The organism is Pollutimonas bauzanensis, from assembly GCF_900129885.1.
GTDB lineage: Bacteria > Pseudomonadota > Gammaproteobacteria > Burkholderiales > Burkholderiaceae_B > Pollutimonas > Pollutimonas bauzanensis.
Genome location: NZ_FQXE01000006.1, coordinates 145,419 through 162,050, shown reverse-complemented (window position 1 = coordinate 162,050; position 16,632 = coordinate 145,419). Strand labels below are relative to the sequence as shown.

The following is a 16,632-nucleotide window of genomic DNA, read 5'->3' as shown; positions in this document are numbered from 1 at the left end:
GTTGACGATCCAGCCGAAAAACGGAGGACATGAATAATGATGATACGGACTTTGATCCCGCCAGAAGTGAAAATCCATCAAGGCGGCGTTTTCGGCGCCATTGCGCGCAGTCCGCGAGCCGGCCCGGGAAATCTCCGCTCTGCCTGGCAGCTCGCGTTGCTGCTGGCTTTCGCCGACGGCTCAGGGGTTCTGCAGCGCCGCCTGCTGCGCGAAAAAGTCGAAAAGGCTGCGGCTGGATGGACGCAGGATTTCCGGATCGCGCACGCACAGGTAGAACTGGCGCAGCGCCCAGCCATCCTTGAGCACCACCTTGGCCAGCCCCATCTGGGCCGTGTAGGTATCGGCGATGCCTTCCGGCATGATGCCTATCCCCAGCCCTTCGCGGATCATCTTGCAGCGGGCCTCGTAGTTGGACACCTGGATCTTGACGTTCAACGGACCGGTCAGGCTGTGGCCAGCCAGTTCCATGAAAGACTCAAAGGAATGACGCGGGAAATAGCCCAGTAAATCGAATTCGCGCGCCTGGTCCAGATGCACCGCGCTCTCCCGCTGCAAAGGGTGGCCGTTGGGCACGACCAGCACGACGCGGTCGCGGTGGTAAGGCAGCGAATGCACGCCAGGGGCCGGGCCGACGGCATGGTAGATGCCTAGATCGAGGTTCTTCTCCACGACCAGGCGCGGTATGTCGCTGCTGTATGCCTCGAGCAGGTCGACGCGCAGGCGCTGCGACTGCCGTTCCTGGTAAAGCTTGAGTTCGCGAGGCAGGAAAAGGATGATGGCCGAACGATTCGCGGCCAGCTGGATCTTGGGGCTGCCGTCGCTCGCGAAATCCTCCGCGAAACTGGTGAGGCCGGCCATCTGCCCCAGAATCGCCTTGGCCCGGTAGTACAGGGCGGAACCGGCGGGCGTTGGTAGCACCCCCCTGTTATGCCGCTGCAGCACCGTCGTGCCAAGGCTGCGTTCGAGTTCCGTGATGCGCTTGCTGGCCGCGGACGTGACGAGCCCCTCGCGCTCGGCCGCACGGGCCAGGCTGCGTTCCTCGATTGCTGCCACGAGGGTTCTGAGGGCGTCCAGATCGATATTCAATGCCTACATTCACCAAGGTACCGATTACCGCGACAGTATAGCGATCATTCCCTCATGCCGGACACTAGGGAACTTCCGGGCAAGTCCCCGCCGCAGCGCCTGCCGGAAACCCATAAAGCCGGGCCGGATTATCTATCAGTACGCGCTTGCGCATGGCGGGATCCGGCATCCAGCGGGCCAGAAGATTCGCCAGCACGCCGTCGTCAGGCATATGCGCAGCATCGTAGTAGTTGATGTGCGGCCAGTCCGTGCCCCACACAACCTGCTCGCTGTTGGCGCGAAGAATGGCCTGCGCGTATGGGTCCACGTCCGAGTAGGGCGGCCCTTCCCGGGTATTGCGATCGGCGCCCGAAATCTTCGTCCACAGCCGGCCCTCGGCCAGCAGCCCGCACAGCCGCTGAAAACCCGCATCGTCCACGCCGCGGGATGTGCTCATCCGCCCCATGTGGTCGATCACCAGCGGCAGCTTCAGGCTTTCGAGCCGGGGCATGAGCCCCGCCAGGTCGGGCGCATGGATCCAGACCTGCAGGTGCCATCCCCGTTCCGCGAGGCGGGGCGCCAATGCCTCTACGGCTTCGAGTCCCGCGCCGCTGCGATAGACCTTGCGGCCATCGACCTGGTAGAGATTCGCCCGCACACCGCGCACCCCCATTTCCGTCCAGTCGTCCAGTTGCGCATCGGTGAAATCGGCTGAAGGAATGATAACGCCGCGCAACTGGTCAGGGTACTCGGACAAGGCATTCAATATAGAGCCATTGTCGAGCCCGCTGGCACTGCCTGTCACAAGCACCCCGCGCTCCGCCCCGATCTGCTCCAGGTGCCGCATGAAGTCACGCGGCAGATATTCCCGCGGGGTGTAGCTGCGGTCCTCGGTCAGAGGATAGGCATCGTAGGGGCCGAAGACATGCGCATGGGCATCACATGCTCCAGCCGGCATTTCGAACGCGACGGCGCTGACTTCCTCCCGCGCGTCCAGGCATTTCTTGCTCATTTCCATTCCTCTTCATTAACCCGCGGTCAGCTTGCCCTCGGCATGCAAATCCCGGGCTTTCCTATTCTGCTCCTCCAGCAGCCGCTGAAAGTCACCCGGAGAAGAAGGAGCCGCCGTGCAGCCGGCTGTCTGGAGTAGATCACGCAGCTTTTGCCTATCCAGCGCCTGGAGCAAAGCCGCATTCAACTGCTCAATGATGGCCTTGGGCGTGCCCGCAGGCGCCAGCAAACCCGTTTCGGTCTGCGCGGAGAAACCGCTAAGGCCCGCTTCGGCTATCGTCGGAACTTGCGGAAGCAGCGGATCGCGCTGCGCCGTGAGAACCGCCAGTGCTTTCAGCTTGCCGGACTTGATGAAGGACAGAGAACTGGTCAACTGGTCGATGACGGCGTCTGTCTGCCTGCCCATCAGGTCTGTGAGCGCGGGCGCGGACCCTTTGTACGGGACCGCGGTGAATCTGCATTGCGCCGCCCCTTCGAGCGATAGCATGGCAATATTGTTCGTCGTGCCCAGGCCCGCATGACCTATCGCCACAGTGCCCGGATTCCGGCGCGCCTCATCAAGCAAAGCCTCGATAGTCTGAAAGCGGCTTTCCGGATGAACGACCACCACCAGCGAAGCCCAGGCAATCTGGCCGACGGCGGCAAAATTCGCCAGAGAGTAGGCCGCCGTGGTCATCAACGGCGCCACCGTGATGGCATTCGGCGTGGTCACCAGCAAAGTATGGCCGTCCGGCGTGGAACGCGACACATAGCCCGCCCCGATCACTCCCCCCGCACCCGGTTTGTTCTCCACCACCACCGACACGCCCAGTATCTCCGACAGCGCGGGGGAAACCACTCTCGCCACCATATCCAGGTTTCCTCCTGGAGAAAAAGGCACCACAAGCACAATAGGCTGATCGCCGAGCTTGGCGGCGCGGGCGTAGCCCGGACACAGCGCAGGCAGCACGCTCGCCATTGAGATGCAGAATTGTCTCCGATCCATTAGATCTCTCCTTTGTGGATTATTTATTTTTAATGTATGAATGATTGTATTGAGCCCGTTCCCCGCAGCATTGAAATTTCATCAAGTCAGCGCTTTTTGTGCTCGGCAGCACACGGCCCATCGAGCCCGCATATCAATAGTCTTGATGAAGGCCTTTCCACGCCGCACATCGTCGGCAGGTTTCACGGTGAAAGCCTGAGGGTCGATGATCGGTTCAATCGTGTTTCCCGTTAGATCGTCGCCTTTCATAGCGGCAAAGAGACAAATCAGCCCGCCTCATGGCGGGTTTTTTTACGCCCGCGGGGCATGCACGGCGCCGGGAACATACCAAGCTTTTTTATAGCCTAAGCGTCTTTATATATTGTTGACAGCTTGTTTCTGCTTAATATAATGACTTTATGAACAAAGCGCCGTCCATACTCCGCAAGAGCCGCATGCCCTTGTATTTGCAAGTGGCTACCCTCATGCGCCAGCAGATCGAAAAGCAGCGCTGGCGGTATGGCGAACAAATACCCACGCTGGACGAACTGGAACAGGAATACAAGGTCTCGCGCATCACTTTGCGGGCGGCGCTCAGCCAGCTTGAAGAACAACAGATCATTCGGCGAACGCGCGGATTGGGCACTTTCGTGGCGAAAGACCTTTCCCGGCAACGCTGGTTCCAGTTGCCAAACAACCTGGATCAACTGGTGGACGCCGTAGCCGATTTGAAGATACGGTTGCTGCCGGTCGGCCCGACCACGCCGGCCCTGGCCCCGCCATTCGAGTCCGGCAATGCCGCGCCCGCCTATCAGCGCTTGAAGCGCGTGCATTACCACGAGGACATTCCATATTGCCTCATCGACATCTACCTGGACAAAGAAGTTTTCGATGGCGATCCGGCAGGCTTCAGCAACAAGCCGGTCATCCCGCAACTTGCGGCCCGGCCGGATATGGATTCAGCCCGCGCCAGGCAGATCCTGCGGATCACCTTGGCCGACGAGGACACTGCGGCCCACCTCGATATCGGCGTGGGCGATCCAATCGCCGATGTGTCGCGCGCATTGTGGAATAACCAGGAACGGATCGTTTATTACGCGCATATCCAGTATCCGGCGCAGATGATCTACCTCGATGTCGACTTGATGCAGGGCACGCGCAAGTCCAGGAAGCCCTCGCCCAAGCGCAAGGCCTGAACGCAGCCATGAACCGCAAGCGCACTCACGGGATGATGACCATGACGAAAGGCAGCAAGCGCAATCTGTGGGCCCACACCGCCTTTTGGGCATTATTTCCGTTTGCCTGCCTGATCGCGGGCTGGGCATTGTTGCGGGCGTCCGGCCTGATCAATCCGGGGCTGCTGCCCTCGCCTCTCAGTGTGCTCGTCGAGTTCTGGACGCGCCTGACGCAGGGCAATTTGCTGATCAACATCGTGATGTCGACCCAGCGCGTCGTATTCGGGCTGGCGCTGGGCATGCTGGTGGCCATACCGGTCAGCTTCCTGATCGGCTGGTACAGGCCGGTGCGCCATTTCGTCGATCCCCTTATCAATTTTTTCCGCGCATTGCCGCCGATCGCGCTGATTCCACTGGTTATTGTTTATCTGGGCATAGGCGAAGTCGCGAAGGTAGCCATTCTTTTCTATGCCGCTTTCTTCTCCGCCGTCATTGTCATGTACGAAGGCATGACGCAGATCAGCCCCGTCTATATACGCGTGGCGCGCACGCTGGGCGCCACTGATTTCGAGATTTTTTCGAAAGTCATGATGCCGATGTCGGTGCCGCATATGCTGACCGCCTTGCGGGTCGCCCTGGGCGTGGCCTGGGCGACCCTGGTCGCTTCGGAACTGGTGGCGGCGCAGGAAGGCCTGGGCGCCATGATCCAGGACGCCTCGGCATTCTTCGACCTGACCACCATTTATCTGGGGATTATCTGCATAGGGGTATTGGCGTTGCTGATGGACCTGCTCCTGCGCAAAGTGTCCGAAAAGCTCGTCAGGTGGCAAGAAAAAGGGACGGAATAGACGATGGAAAAGCCGGCAGAGCGCATACGCTTCGACAGCGTCTCCATGCGGTACGACACCGCGGCGGGGACGCTGCGGGTCGTCGAGGATATGTCGCTATCCATCCGACAGGGAGAATTCGTTTCCCTGGTCGGGCCATCGGGCTGCGGCAAGACCACATTATTGAACATGGCCGCCGGCTTCATCAAGCCGACGAGCGGCTCGGTGACGCTGGACGGCAAGGAAATCGCCGGTCCGGGACCTGAGCGAGGGGTCATGTTCCAGGAATACGGCGTATTTCCCTGGCTGACGGTGGAACAGAACATCGCGTTCGGCTTGAACCTCAAGGCAAACAGCGGCATGGACGCCCGGGACAAGAAGCAGGCCATAGAGCGCTATCTGGAGCTGATGGGCCTGGCCGACTTTCGCCGCGCCTTTCCGAAGACGCTTTCGGGCGGCATGCGGCAGCGGCTGGCGCTGGCCCGCACTTATGCCGTGCATCCTGAATTCATCCTGATGGACGAGCCCTTCGGCGCGCTGGACGCCCAGACACGCAGCGCCATGCACGACCTGCTGCTGCAGGTCCTGTACAAGGAAGACAAAACCGTGCTGCTGATCACGCACTCCGTGGAGGAGGCGGTGTATCTGTCGAGCAGGGTGGTGATCATTTCAGCGCGGCCCTCGCGCATCCGGGAAGTCATCGACATCCCTTTTCCCTACCCGCGCCAGCGGTCTTTACTGGCGGATCCGCAGTTCAACGCCTTGCGTTCGCGCATCTACGATTCCGTGATGCTCGAATACGCGGCCCAGGAAGCGCTAAGCAAAACGGCGCTGAAATAAGTTATCCCCTTTCCAGGAGACTCGTCATGAAACGCCGTACCTTTATAGAACTCGCCGCCGCCACCGCGCTTGCCGGAGCCGGCCCGCGCCTGGCTTTCGCGCAGGACACCAAGGTCAAAGTAGGCTATCTGCACACCCTGGCGGTAGATGGCCAGATCTGGCTCGCCGACTCTATGGGCTTATGGAAAAAGGCAGGCCTGGACATGGAGTTCATCAAGTTCCAGACCGGGCTCGAACTGTTCCAGGCCATGAGCGGAGGCAGCATAGACGTCCTCAGCACGGGCGCTGTCATGTCCAATTTCCCGGCGCGCGGCCGCGGCAAGGTTTTCCTGATCAATGATGTGGAATTCGCCACCGCGCAGCTCTGGGTGCACCCGGACATGGGCATCAGCAGCTTCGCCGATCTGAAGGGCAAGAAAATCTCGACAACCACCGGCACGACAGCCCACGTATTCCTGGACAAAGCCTTGCGCGCCAATGGCCTGGATCCCAAGAAAGACGTCGATATCGTCAACCAGCGCATGCCCGACGCGGTGACCGCGTTCATCTCCAAGGCCGTGCCGGCCGTGGCTTTATGGGTGCCTTTCAATATTTCGGTCAAGAAGCGCGTTCCGGCGGCGAAAATGCTGGTCGACGCATCCCGCTATTACCCCGAGGCGGCCATCGTCGGCGGATGGGCGGCGCGCAATGACTACTATGAAAAGAATCAGGACACGCTCAAGCGCATCATCCGGGTTTGGGCGCAGGCCAATGACTACATGGTAAGCCAGCCGGAAAAGGCGATCGAGACGCTCCAGAAGAATTACTATCCGGATGTGCCGCTGGAGGACATCAAAGAGCAGTTCCGCGCGCAAAAGATTTTTTCATCCGCGGAATGGCGCAAGCAATATGCGGATGGCACGGTCACCAAGTGGCTGCAGCAGGTCACCGACTTTTTTATCGGCTTCGCCAATATCCAGGATGCAATTCCGGCATCCATTTACTTCGACCCGTCGCTATATCTGGAAACCGTGAAAGAATGAAGCACACGGTCTTACGTCACGTCGCGACATGCCGCAGCGGAAGCGATGAAGGCGCCGCGGCGGGCTCCGCCTCAAGGAACGGAGGCCCATGGGCGATGCGCCGATGCGCGGACGCTAGATGAAATGGGCAAGGCCCAGCGCGAGCGCCCCGCCCGCCAAGAGCGCGGCGGAGCTGCCTAGCTGGACGGCGCCGGCGTCGACATAGTCGTAAAGGGCTTTCGCGCCCGCGACAAGCAGCAGACAGGCCAGGGCGATGGCGGCCCCTTCCGGAACGAGATAAGCGGCCACGGCCATGCCCGCCAGGAAGTGGAGCAACATCTGCAGTGTCCGCGCGCCCATGCGGTCTCTCGCTTTGAAGATGACGGCTCCCCATGGAGCTTTATATGCGATGCCAAGCTTGGAATTGATCATGGAATGTTCCGCCACGGTGCTTTCAGGAGAGGGGCAAACGAATATACCGTGCCAGGCACGGCGACCGGCAAAACACAGATAATCATGCGGCGAACAGAATGGATAGTCGCCAAATGGCCGGGTTTATACCAATATAGAACTACAAGAAGCAACAGCGGCAAGAGCATCCTCGCCTGAACCCTTGATTCTTCAACCGTTTTTATAGAGGAAAAGGCTGTCACATGTCGTATCTTCCGCCAATAATACCACATATGGCCTGTTACTTTTAGGTATTTCAGCCTAGGCCGAGGCCATCGCCTATCGGCCAAATTCCCTAAATAGGACTCAAACATAGGGGCGTTTACGGACGGATTCCGGGCCCGCGCGAAAATGTAAGCGTCACAATTTGAAATTGTTATTTTCATATATTTGTAATGCGTAACTTGTTGCAATGCAACATAACGAATGCTTTTTTTGGGCCGCGGCGCCGTTTCTTTTCCGTTGTAAACAAACGCGGTTTGTTACAGGGCCTTCCATCTCCTCTGATAAAGTGCAACGGCACTAGACACTTATTGATGCGTGCAACGGAGACGCAACGCTTTGAATAGGACGGACGAGATTTGCTTTGTGAACAGGACAGGCAAGCTATAGATATAGACACGCCACGCCACGCCGCTACGGCGCGGGCGGCGGACTGCGTGACGGACGCGGGCTGGTACGTGGCTTACACCAAGCCGCGCCAGGAATACGTAGCCCAGGTCAACCTGAACCAGCAAGCCTTCCAGACCTATCTCCCTTTGTTCAAGATACTCAAGAAGCCGTCGGCGCAACTGGCCGCTGCCGACAGCGGCGCGCAAGGGCCTGGCGCAGGCGCGGATGAGGGCGAAGCCGCCCTGACGGCGTACGAGCCGATGTTTCCGCGTTATCTGTTCTTCAGGCCATCGAGCCGCAAGCAATCCATTGCCGCGGCGCGCTCGAGCCGGGGCGTCAATAGCCTGGTGACGTTCGGCACCGAGCTGGCTGTCGTGTCTCCCGATGTATTGCAAACCATCAGGAAGCTTGAAGACCAGCGCAACCGCGCCGGGCTGCAGGCAATCAGCCCATTCCAGCCGGGGCGCCGGGTGCGCTTGCGCAATACGGCCCTGAATGGCATCGAGGGCGTGGTCCAGGCCGTAAGGGCCAGGCGCGTCATCCTGCTGATGGAATTTCTGGGTCAACAGAAGACGGTCAAGGTGAAACATGGGCAGGTCGAACTTGTTTAGCGCATCGTGACCCTCCCACAGATACGGCTCTGCCAGGCATAGCCCCGCCGCCTTTGCGTAAGGCGCCCCCCGACCGCCATTTTGCGCAAGAGATGCGCACATCGCCCCGGAACAGAGCGCGATGTAGACGCGCCGTTCCACCGTGCCGCAATAAAAAAAGGGGCGCGAGATCAGTGTTTCTTGCCGCATTCAGGCAAAAAACACTGCGGTAGCCTGCCCGGCCGCCATGCTTCAAGTCGAGAACCCGGGTTCTCGATCTTCGTTTTTCAATTCATTGATGAGAGTTCAGGTGCCGAGCCAGATTTCCAATTTTCCCGCACGCTGCATCACGCTATGCGCAGCGATCAGCGCCGCCATGCTTCTGTCGGCCTGCGCCCTTTCGCCCGGGATGTATATGGGCAGCCCGAAAGCCGCCGAAGAGTCGCTTGGCGGCGACGCGGCTCCCGCCGGCGCCCTCACGGCGATAAGCAGCGAACTGATCGTCCGGCAGCGCGCGGAGCGGGCGACGGAAGTGAAAAGAGAAGTCAAGCGCCTGTTCGGCACGGGCAGGGCCTACAGGATAGGCGCCGGCGATATCGTCAATATCGTGGTCTGGGGCCATCCCGAGATGGCGCTCACCCCCGCCACGTCCAACCGCAGCACGGGTTCGTCCAGCCAGGCGGACGTCGGCAATGGCTACAATGTCAATCCGGACGGCGTGATCCAGTTTCCATTCCTCGGCCCGGTCAAGATCGCCGGCCTGACGGAGAATCAGGCGCGCGAACTCCTGACCAATCGCATCGCCAAGTACATCCGCGACCCGCAGCTGACCGTGCGGGTGCAGGCCTATCGCCATGACCGCGTCTATATCGATGGCGAAGTGCGCGTTCCCGGCCTGCAGACCATGGACGACGTCCCGATGACCTTGCCCGAGGCCATCAACCGGGCCGGGGGATTCACCCCGCAGGCCGACCGTTCGTCGGTGATTCTCACCCGCAAGAATATCTCCACCGAAATAAACCTGCCGCAACTGACCCGCCTGGGCGTCAATCCCAACCGCATCCTGCTGGCCGGCGGCGACCTTCTGCGCGTGGTCAACAGGGACGAGTCCAAGATTTTCGTCCTGGGGGAAGTCACGGTGCCGCGCGCCCTGCAGATGCGCGACGGCCGCCTCTCGCTCACCGAGGCATTGGGCGAAGCCGGGGGCGCCAGCCAGCTCACCTCGAACCCGCGGCAGATATACGTGATACGCAAGGTTCCGCATGACAAGGACGAAGGCGAAGAAAAGGCCGAGATCTATCACCTGGATGCCGGAACCCCGACCGCCTTCATGCTGGCGAATGATTTCGAACTCAAGGCGCGCGACGTCGTGTTCATCGACGCCGCGCCAGTCGTCCGCTGGAACCGCGTGATCAGCAATGTGCTGCCCAGCTACAACACCCTGTTCGTCAACACCCGAAACACCACGAGATAGACAGCGCCGTCATGAATGCCATTCTTGTTGTCTGCGTGGGGAATATCTGCCGCAGCCCGGTGGCTGAAGCCATGCTCAAAGCCCAGTTCCCCGGCAAGCAGATCTGGTCCGCGGGCCTCTCGGCCCTGGTGGGCGAGCCGGCGGACCCGCTGGCGCAGAGCATCGCCGCGGAGCACGGCCTGGACCTGTCGGAGCACCGCGCGCAGCAGCTGACCAGCTGGATGTGCAGGCAAGCCGACCTGATACTGGTAATGGAAAACGGCCACAGGCAGCAGTTGGAACAGCAGCACCCATTGGCGCGCGGAAAAATCCATTGCCTGGGCGACCTGGGGGTGGAGGACGCCTTCCAGATCGCCGATCCATACCGGCAGCCGCGCGCAGCCTTCGCCGCGGCCCACGAGGCCATACGCCGCGGCGTCAGCTACTGGGCCGACCGCATCAGGCTATTGAGCTGAAACCACAGCACCGCCATCCCACATAAAGCAGCTTATCTCCCATCGAATGAATACATCCAACGACAATACCTCGCCAACTTTATCCGAGCTCCGGGACAAAGACGACATCGATTTCCTGGGCCTGCTCGATGTGGTCCTGGAGGCCCGCTGGCTGATTGTCGCCGTGACCCTGGGCACCGCGCTATTGGGCGGCATCTACGCCTTCCTGAGCCAGCCGGTGTACGAGGCCGACAGCCTGATACAGGTGGAGCAAAGCCAGGGCACGAGCAGCAATCTGCTGAGCGAAATGTCCACGCTGTTCGATGTGCAATCGCCGGCGTCCGCCGAGATCGAGATACTGCGCTCGCGCCTGGTGGTAGGCCATGCCGTGGACAATCTGCAGCTGTATCTGAGCGCAAGCCCCAAGTATCTGCCTTTCATCGGGTCGTGGCTGGCGGGGCGGGCCACCGCCCTGTCGGAGCCCGGCTTCCTGGGCCTGGGCGGCTACGTATCAGGCACGGAATCGATACGGCTGGGGCAATTGGACGTTCCGCCGGCGCTCGAAGGCCAGACGCTGGCCTTGCTGGCCACCGCCGGCGGCTATGAGCTGCTGGACGCCGACGGACTGAAGCTGGCCGAAGGCAAGGTGGGCGTCCCCAGCGACTTCAAGGCGGACGGCGCTCCGGGGCGCATCCTGGTCAATGAATTGAAAGGCAAGCCCGGCGCCGAATTCACCCTGGTGCGCCGTTCGCGCCTGGCCATGATCAATGGCCTGCAAAGCGGACTGGTCATTACCGAGAAAGGCAAGCAGTCGGGTGTCCTGTCCATCACCCTCGCCGGCACCAATCCGGGCAAGATCACCCGGACGCTGAACGCCGTGGGTTCGGCCTACGTGCGGCAGAATGTCGAACGCAAGGCGGCCGAGGCGGAAAAATCGCTGGCCTTCCTGGATGACTTCCTGCCCGAACTGAAAAGGAAAATGGACGAAGCGGCGGACAAATACACCAAGTTCCGCGACGCGCATGGCACATTCGACCTGGGCACCGAAGGCTCGCTGTCGCTGAACACCTCGGTAGGCCTGCAGACCCAATTGTTCGACCTGCAGCAGAAGCGCCGCGAACTGATGGCCCAGTACACGGCGGAACATCCCAGCGTCCGCGTGATCGACCAGCAGATCGCCGCCATCAAGAAAGAAATCGACCAATTGACGGGCCAGATCAAGAAGCTGCCCGACATGGAGCAGCAACTGCTCAACCTGCTGCGCGATGTCAAGGTTAACGGCGAGCTTTATGTGAACCTGCTCAACAGCGCGCAGCAATTGCGGCTCGTCAAGGAAGGCAAGGTCGGCAATGTGCGCGTGGTGGATTCCGCCGTGGCGCCGGAAACGCCGATCAAGCCCAACCGGCCGATGATACTGACCATAGCGGCCCTGTTCGGGCTGGCGCTGGGCATAGGCCTCGCCTTGCTGCGCAATATGCTGCGCCCCGGCATCAAAGACCCCAGCGATATCGAATCGACCCTGGGCCTGCATGTGTTCGCCACCATACCCCATTCCATGCCGCAGACCAGGCTGCACGCGCTCGTCTCGAGCCGTGTCAAGGGCAGCCATGTGCTGGCCCAGGCGTCCCCGCGCGATCCGGCGGTCGAAAGCCTGCGCAGCCTGAGGACCGCATTGCAGTTCGCCATGCTGGACGCCGCCAACAATATCGTGCTGTTCACCGGACCCACGCCCGGCATCGGCAAATCGTTCACCAGCGTCAATTTCGCCGCCGTGCTGGGCGCCGGCGGCAAGCGCGTCCTGCTGATCGATGCCGATCTGCGCAAAGGCTACGTCAACCAGTATTTCGGCCTCGAGCGCCGCAATGGCCTGAGCGAGCTGATCGCCGGCGGCATCCCCCTGGAGCAGGCGCTGCACAAGGATGTCGTGCCCAATGTGGACTTCATCGCCACAGGCGTGCTGCCGCCCAACCCGGCCGAACTGCTCATGTCGCCGGCGGCGGCCAGCGTGCTGCGCGGGCTGGCCGCAAACTACGACATGGTGCTGCTGGATACCAGCCCGGTCCTGGCCGTGTCGGACGCCATGGTGCTCGCGCCCCATGCCGGCACGGTGTTCCTGCTGGCCCGGGCCGGCGTCAGCACGCTGGGGGAACTGGAAGAGTCGACCAAGCGCCTGTCGCAGGCGGGCACGCAGGTCAAGGGGGTCATCTTCAATGACCTGGCGGCCACGAGCCGCCGCTATGGTTCGAAATACGGCAACTACCGCTACACCAACTACGAATACGAGGCTGAGAGGCCTTAAACCGTGAACAGCCTGAACAAGAAAATCGGCATCGGCATCGTCTGGAACATGGCCAATATGTTCATCAGCCGCGGCGCGTCTGTCGTGTTCACGCTATTCCTGGCGAAATTCCTGGCGCCCGAAGCGTTCGGCCTGATGGCGATGATCGCCATCTGCTATGCGCTGGCCGACGCCTTGATGACCTCGGGCTTTGGCCAGGCCATCATCCGGCAAAAAGAGCTCACCGACATCGATCTCTCGACAGCCTTCTTCACCAATCTGGCATTCAGCCTGATCACCTATCTGCTGGTGTTCCTGGTGGCGCCATGGGCGGCGGGCTTTTACGGACAGCCCGAGCTGGTCGGCCTGATCCGCGTCACGGGCCTGGTGCTTTTCGTCAATTCGCTCAAGGTCGTGCAACTGGCGCTGCTCAATCGCCATATGGACTTCAAGTCCCTGATGCGGGTCAACTCGATAGCGACGGTCGCCGCCGGGCTGGTGGCGGTAGGCATGGCGTATGCCGGCTTCGGCGTCTGGAGCCTGGTCGCGCAATTCATGGTGTCGGCCGCCGTGTCGACCGGCATGCTGTGGCTGTCCAGTCCATGGCGCCCCGGCTTTTCGTTCAGCATCGCTTCGTTCAAGTATATGTTTGGCTTCGGCTCCAAGCTGACGCTGGAAAGCACCTTGAATGTCCTTTATGAAAACTCCTACATCCTCGTGATCGGCAAGCTGTTCAGCCCGGAGATCACCGGGCTGTACTACTTTGCCAAACGGATCCGCGACCTGATCGTCGACCAGGCCAACAGCGCCGTCCAGCAAGCCACCTATCCCGCCATGGCCCTTATCCAGGACGATGACGCCGACCTGAAAAGAATGTACCGCCTCATCATCCAGCTGCTGTTCTTCGTGATCACCCCGGCCTTGCTGATCATTTCCCTGCTGGCCCAGCCGCTGTTCCAGATCGCCTTCAACGAGCGCTGGCTGCCGGCGGTGCCTTACCTGCAGCTGCTATGCATCGCGGGCATCCTGTTTCCGGTGCATACGGTCAACTTCAATATGCTCAAGGTCAAGGGCCGAACCGACTTGATCCTGTACCTGGGCCTGATCAAGAAAGGCCTGCATCTTGCGCTGCTGGCCGCCTCGGTGCCCTATGGCATCACCGGCATCCTCGCCGGGCAGATCATCGCCATGGCGCTGTCGTGCCTGCCCTATATGTATTACTCGGCGGCGCTGATCGGCTACACCCTGGGCGAACAGCTCAAGGACATGCTCAAGCCCGTGATCGCCGCAACGCTCGCCGTCGCGGCGACCTGGCTGCTGCTCAACGCGCTGGGCGCCTCGGCCCCGTGGGCGGCCGTCATCGGCGGCCTGGCATTCGCGGCGCTGTATCTCGCCATCAGCCACCTCGCCAATGTCGAAGGCTACGCGCTGATCAAGAACAAATCGCATGCCCTCCTGGCGGGCCGCCTGCGCAAGGCCCAACCCAAGACCCAGGCCTGACCGGCTGCATCGCCCGGGCGCGGGCCGGAGGACAGAAGCATGAAAAGGAAAGAAGAATGAACAAGACATTGTTCGCTGGAGAATATTCCTCCAGGAACGTGGGCGACGGCATCATCAAGCTGGCGCTCAAGAAGCTGTGTCGCGACCACGATATAGAAGCCGATTTCAAGGATTTCTTCGGCAACCCGGTGGGCGAAACCAGCTTAACCCTGGCCCACGGCAAACCGAAAAAAAATGCGCTCAAGACGGTCCTGCTGCAGTCCAGCGCGGTCAATTACGCCATCTCGGTACTGTTCTATTTCACCCGGTACAGGAAGATCGCCGCGAGCTATGAAACCCGGCGATACGCCCAGGTGGTCATAGGCGGCGGCAACCTGCTGATGGACAACTTCCTGAATTTCCCCTTGCTGATTCTGCGCATCGTCCAGCAATGCGAGCGCAACGGCACGCCGGTGAAGCTGTTCTCGGTGGGAGCGGGGAAAAAATACAGCTGGCTGGCCAGAAGCATCGTAGCCCGGATCGTGAAATCGCCGGCGGTCAGCTGCGTGATGTGCCGCGACAGCCATTCCTACCAGCTTGTGAGCGCGGCCGCCGGCGCGCGCCACGCGCACAAGGTCAAGTCCGGCTTCGACAGCGCGCTTTATCTGGAAAGAGACGGCGCGCGCGAGAAAACGCAGGACGTCGTGGGACTGGGCGTCATCGCCCCGTCCATCCTGAAAATGCTCACGCCCGAGCATCCCATGTCTAACCGGCAATACGCATTGGCCTGGTGGGAAGGCGTGGTCGAATCGCTTGCCGCCCGCATAGGCGCGGCCAAGATAGAGCTGATTTCGAACGGCTCGAACCTGGACAATGAATTCGCGCTGGAACTCTGGGCCAGATTGGCGCCGAAATACCCGGGCATTTCCGTATGCGCCGACGTCAGGAGCCCCGCGGACCTGATGGCAAAAATCGGCGGCTATCGCGTCCTGGCCGCCTACCGCATGCACGCCGCGGTCACCGCGATGGCCCTGGAAGTGCCTGTCATCGGCTTCGAGTGGGACCCCAAGGTCCTGCATATGTTCACCTACTGCGGCAAACGGGAATCCTGCATCTCCATGGCAGAGTTCAGGCAGCGCTCCGCGCAGGACATCACCGCGGCTTTGCTGGATGAAACGCCCGCGCGCATCGGCGCCATCCGCGACAGCCTCCGAAAAGATTTTCTTTGCGCCGTCGGCGCCTGAGCCGGCGGCTCCGATCAGGCATATGCGAAACACAAGCAACCCGGGCAAGGCGGACAGCGGCAGGCTTGCGCTGTTCATTCCATCGCTCAACGGCGGCGGCGCGGAACGCGTCATCGTTTCCCTGGCCAATGGCTTTGCGAGGCAAGGCATCGGGGTCGATCTGGTGCTGGTGAAAAAGGCCGGCGTTTACCTGCCGCAGGTCGACCCCGGGGTCAGAATCATAGACTTGCAGGGCAGGCGCGCGCTGACCAGCCTGTTCGCCTTGGCCGCTTACCTGAAGCGCGAGCGGCCCCGCGCCATGCTGTCGGCAATGAACTATGTCAATGTGGTGGCGATATGGGCCCGCTTTCTTTCGGGCAGCGGCGCGCGGCTGGTCATATCCGAGCATGCCAACCTGTCGCAGGCCGTGGCGGATACGCAAGGGCCGGTCTCCAAAGTGCTGCCCTGGCTGATGAAAAAATCGTATGCCAGGGCCGACGCCATCGTAGCCGTGTCCGACGGCGTGGCCGATGACCTGAGCGCCACGCTGGGCTATGCCCGCGACACCGTGAGCACCTGCCACAACCCCATCGAAACCGTGGAGCTGGCGGCCAGAAGCCGGGAAGCCTTGCTTCATCCCTGGTTTGCCCCGGGCGAGCCGCCCGTCATCATCGGCGTCGGACGCCTGAGCAGGGAAAAAGACTTCCCCATGCTCATCGACGCCTTCCATCAGTTGCGGCGCTCCACCAGGGCGCGCCTGGTCATACTGGGCGAAGGCGGCGAGCGGCCCTTATTGGAATCGCTCAAAAACGCCTCGCCTTATCAAGACGACATACTGCTGGCCGGCTTCCAGGCCAATCCGTACAACTGGATGCGCGGCGCTTCGGTGTTTGTCCTGTCTTCCCGATGGGAAGGATTCGGCAATGTGCTGGTCGAGGCCATGGCCTGCGGCACGCCTGTCGTGAGCACCGCCTGCCCCAGCGGCCCCGCCGAAATACTGGAGCAAGGCCGATGGGGCCGCCTGGTTCCCGTGGGCGACGCCGGCGCCCTGGCCGGCGCCCTGAAGCATACGCTGGCCGACGCCTCGCCCCCCGATGTCGAAACCCGCGCGCGGGCGTTCAGCGTCGCCAACGCCGTGGACGCCTATCTGCATGTATTGGACCCCGATGAACGCCTGCGCCATTCCTGACATTTCCACCCAAGGACCCC

The 16,632-nt window shown here is 61.2% G+C and carries 15 protein-coding genes; 11 read left to right on the top strand and 4 right to left on the bottom strand.

Annotation, left to right across the window (positions count from 1 at the left end; all coding sequences use genetic code 11):
• Nucleotides 1-180 precede the first annotated feature (180 nt).
• The 3 genes from BUB23_RS13000 to BUB23_RS12990 all read right to left on the bottom strand — a co-directional run bounded on the left by BUB23_RS13000 (nt 181) and on the right by BUB23_RS12990 (nt 3,061).
• Entirely contained in the window at nt 181-1,086 is a 906-nt protein-coding gene (locus BUB23_RS13000; protein ID WP_245801260.1) for a LysR family transcriptional regulator, read from the bottom strand.
• A gap of 64 nt (nt 1,087-1,150) precedes the next feature.
• Complete coding sequence (locus BUB23_RS12995; protein ID WP_073103633.1) at nt 1,151-2,077, bottom strand: amidohydrolase family protein; 927 nt, start codon at nt 2,075-2,077, stop codon at nt 1,151-1,153.
• Nucleotides 2,078-2,092: 15 nt separating this feature from the next.
• Complete coding sequence (locus tag BUB23_RS12990; RefSeq protein ID WP_084136006.1) at nt 2,093-3,061, bottom strand: Bug family tripartite tricarboxylate transporter substrate binding protein; 969 nt, start codon at nt 3,059-3,061, stop codon at nt 2,093-2,095.
• 398 nt (nt 3,062-3,459) lie between these two features.
• Between BUB23_RS12990 and BUB23_RS12985 the strand changes: the two genes are divergently transcribed.
• The 4 genes from BUB23_RS12985 to BUB23_RS12970 are packed head-to-tail and all read left to right on the top strand — an operon-like array spanning nt 3,460 to nt 6,904.
• Entirely contained in the window at nt 3,460-4,236 is a 777-nt protein-coding gene (locus tag BUB23_RS12985) for a GntR family transcriptional regulator (RefSeq protein ID WP_073103630.1), read from the top strand.
• Nucleotides 4,237-4,277: 41 nt separating this feature from the next.
• Nucleotides 4,278-5,063 carry an ABC transporter permease gene (locus BUB23_RS26700; protein ID WP_073103803.1) on the top strand — a complete coding sequence of 262 codons (786 nt, stop codon included), beginning with the start codon at nt 4,278-4,280 and terminating at the stop codon, nt 5,061-5,063.
• A gap of 3 nt (nt 5,064-5,066) precedes the next feature.
• The gene (locus BUB23_RS26695; RefSeq protein ID WP_073103628.1) at nt 5,067-5,882 is read left to right on the top strand and encodes an ABC transporter ATP-binding protein; all 816 of its coding nucleotides are present in this window, start codon (nt 5,067-5,069) and stop codon (nt 5,880-5,882) included.
• Between the two features lie 26 nt (nt 5,883-5,908).
• Entirely contained in the window at nt 5,909-6,904 is a 996-nt protein-coding gene (locus BUB23_RS12970; RefSeq protein WP_073103626.1) for an ABC transporter substrate-binding protein, read from the top strand.
• A 114-nt stretch (nt 6,905-7,018) separates the two neighbouring features.
• Here the strand turns inward: BUB23_RS12970 and BUB23_RS12965 are convergent, their stop codons facing one another.
• Nucleotides 7,019-7,315: a hypothetical protein gene (locus BUB23_RS12965; protein WP_073103624.1), complete on the bottom strand. Its 297-nt coding sequence runs from the start codon at nt 7,313-7,315 to the stop codon at nt 7,019-7,021.
• Between the two features lie 677 nt (nt 7,316-7,992).
• Between BUB23_RS12965 and nusG the strand changes: the two genes are divergently transcribed.
• The 7 genes from nusG to BUB23_RS12930 all read left to right on the top strand — a co-directional run bounded on the left by nusG (nt 7,993) and on the right by BUB23_RS12930 (nt 16,612).
• Nucleotides 7,993-8,556, top strand: a complete 564-nt coding sequence (gene nusG, locus BUB23_RS12960; RefSeq protein ID WP_245801259.1) for a transcription termination/antitermination protein NusG — start codon at nt 7,993-7,995, stop codon at nt 8,554-8,556.
• Between the two features lie 289 nt (nt 8,557-8,845).
• Nucleotides 8,846-10,009, top strand: coding sequence for a polysaccharide biosynthesis/export family protein (locus tag BUB23_RS12955; RefSeq protein ID WP_245801258.1), 1,164 nt, complete (start codon nt 8,846-8,848; stop codon nt 10,007-10,009).
• A gap of 11 nt (nt 10,010-10,020) precedes the next feature.
• Nucleotides 10,021-10,464: a low molecular weight protein-tyrosine-phosphatase gene (locus tag BUB23_RS12950; protein WP_073103621.1), complete on the top strand. Its 444-nt coding sequence runs from the start codon at nt 10,021-10,023 to the stop codon at nt 10,462-10,464.
• 46 nt (nt 10,465-10,510) lie between these two features.
• Nucleotides 10,511-12,742, top strand: a complete 2,232-nt coding sequence (locus BUB23_RS12945; protein ID WP_073103619.1) for a polysaccharide biosynthesis tyrosine autokinase — start codon at nt 10,511-10,513, stop codon at nt 12,740-12,742.
• A 3-nt stretch (nt 12,743-12,745) separates the two neighbouring features.
• Nucleotides 12,746-14,221, top strand: coding sequence for a lipopolysaccharide biosynthesis protein (locus tag BUB23_RS12940; protein WP_073103618.1), 1,476 nt, complete (start codon nt 12,746-12,748; stop codon nt 14,219-14,221).
• A 56-nt stretch (nt 14,222-14,277) separates the two neighbouring features.
• Entirely contained in the window at nt 14,278-15,444 is a 1,167-nt protein-coding gene (locus tag BUB23_RS12935; RefSeq protein ID WP_073103616.1) for a polysaccharide pyruvyl transferase family protein, read from the top strand.
• A 22-nt stretch (nt 15,445-15,466) separates the two neighbouring features.
• Nucleotides 15,467-16,612, top strand: a complete 1,146-nt coding sequence (locus BUB23_RS12930) for a glycosyltransferase (protein ID WP_073103614.1) — start codon at nt 15,467-15,469, stop codon at nt 16,610-16,612.
• The last annotated feature ends 20 nt before the right edge of the window (nt 16,613-16,632 follow it).

Bases quoted from the DNA above. Each gene is read 5' to 3' on its own strand.
- BUB23_RS12995 (WP_073103633.1), bottom strand. From the start codon at position 2,077: ATGAGCAAGAAATGCCTGGACGCGCGGGAGGAAGTCAGCGCCGTCGCG.
- BUB23_RS12990 (WP_084136006.1), bottom strand. From the start codon at position 3,061: ATGGATCGGAGACAATTCTGCATCTCAATGGCGAGCGTGCTGCCTGCG.
- BUB23_RS12985 (WP_073103630.1), top strand. From the start codon at position 3,460: ATGAACAAAGCGCCGTCCATACTCCGCAAGAGCCGCATGCCCTTGTAT.
- BUB23_RS26700 (WP_073103803.1), top strand. From the start codon at position 4,278: ATGACGAAAGGCAGCAAGCGCAATCTGTGGGCCCACACCGCCTTTTGG.
- BUB23_RS26695 (WP_073103628.1), top strand. From the start codon at position 5,067: ATGGAAAAGCCGGCAGAGCGCATACGCTTCGACAGCGTCTCCATGCGG.
- BUB23_RS12970 (WP_073103626.1), top strand. From the start codon at position 5,909: ATGAAACGCCGTACCTTTATAGAACTCGCCGCCGCCACCGCGCTTGCC.
- BUB23_RS12965 (WP_073103624.1), bottom strand. From the start codon at position 7,315: ATGATCAATTCCAAGCTTGGCATCGCATATAAAGCTCCATGGGGAGCC.
- BUB23_RS12950 (WP_073103621.1), top strand. From the start codon at position 10,021: ATGAATGCCATTCTTGTTGTCTGCGTGGGGAATATCTGCCGCAGCCCG.
- BUB23_RS12945 (WP_073103619.1), top strand. From the start codon at position 10,511: ATGAATACATCCAACGACAATACCTCGCCAACTTTATCCGAGCTCCGG.
- BUB23_RS12935 (WP_073103616.1), top strand. From the start codon at position 14,278: ATGAACAAGACATTGTTCGCTGGAGAATATTCCTCCAGGAACGTGGGC.
- BUB23_RS12930 (WP_073103614.1), top strand. From the start codon at position 15,467: ATGCGAAACACAAGCAACCCGGGCAAGGCGGACAGCGGCAGGCTTGCG.